The sequence below is a fragment of the Jiella sonneratiae genome (assembly GCF_017353515.1).
GTDB classification, from domain to species: Bacteria; Pseudomonadota; Alphaproteobacteria; order Rhizobiales; family Rhizobiaceae; genus Jiella; species Jiella sonneratiae.
On record NZ_JAFMPY010000072.1, the window covers coordinates 1 to 1,175 of the forward strand.

Below are 1,175 nucleotides of genomic sequence, written 5' to 3' on the forward strand. Positions count from 1 at the left end.
TACTCGACGATCGCGGCGACGATGCCGGCGCCGACGGTGCGGCCGCCTTCGCGGATGGCGAAGCGCAGGCGCTCCTCCATGGCGATCGGCACGATCAGCGTCACGTCCATCGTCACGTTGTCGCCCGGCATCACCATCTCGGTGCCCTCGGGCAGCGTGCACACGCCGGTCACGTCCGTCGTGCGGAAGTAGAACTGCGGGCGGTAGTTGGTGAAGAACGGCGTGTGGCGGCCGCCCTCCTCCTTGGTCAGGATGTAGGCCTCGGCCTTGAACTTGGTGTGCGGCTTCACCGAGCCCGGCTTGCACAGCACCTGGCCGCGCTCGACGCCGTCGCGGTCGACGCCGCGGATCAGCGCGCCGATGTTGTCGCCCGCCTGGCCCTGGTCGAGCAGCTTCCTGAACATCTCGACGCCGGTCACCGTCGTCTTCTTGGTGTCGCGGATGCCGACGATCTCGACCTCGTCGCCAACCTTGACGATGCCGCGCTCGACGCGGCCCGTCACCACCGTGCCGCGGCCCGAGATCGAGAACACGTCCTCGATCGGCATCAGGAACGGCTGGTCGATCGGACGCTCCGGGGTCGGGATGTAGGCGTCGACCTCCTTCATCAGCTCACGCACCGCGTTCTCGCCGATCTCCTTGTTGGAGTCTTCGAGGGCGGCGAGCGCCGAGCCCTTGACGATCGGAATGTCGTCGCCCGGGAACTCGTAGGACGAGAGCAGCTCGCGCACCTCGAGCTCGACCAGCTCGAGCAGCTCGGCGTCGTCGACCTGGTCGACCTTGTTGAGGAAGACGACGATCGCCGGAACGCCGACCTGGCGGGCGAGCAGGATGTGCTCTCTCGTCTGCGGCATCGGGCCGTCGGCCGCCGAGACGACGAGGATCGCCCCGTCCATCTGCGCCGCGCCGGTGATCATGTTCTTCACGTAGTCGGCGTGGCCCGGGCAGTCGACATGGGCGTAGTGCCGGCTCTCGGTCTCGTATTCCACGTGCGCCGTCGAGATCGTGATGCCGCGCGCCTTCTCCTCCGGCGCCGCGTCGATCTGGTCATAGGCCCGGTATTCGCCGAAATACTTGGTGATCGCCGCCGTCAGCGACGTCTTGCCGTGGTCGACGTGCCCGATCGTGCCGATGTTCACATGCGGCTTGTTGCGCTCGAATTTGCTCTTGGCCAT

General features: G+C 66.8%; 1 protein-coding gene. It reads right to left on the reverse strand.

The genetic code is table 11. The features are described 5' to 3' along the window. Nucleotides 1-1,175 (reverse strand): elongation factor Tu (tuf, locus tag J1C47_RS23520; RefSeq protein ID WP_207353229.1); only part of this gene is annotated, 1,175 nt, incomplete at its 3' end.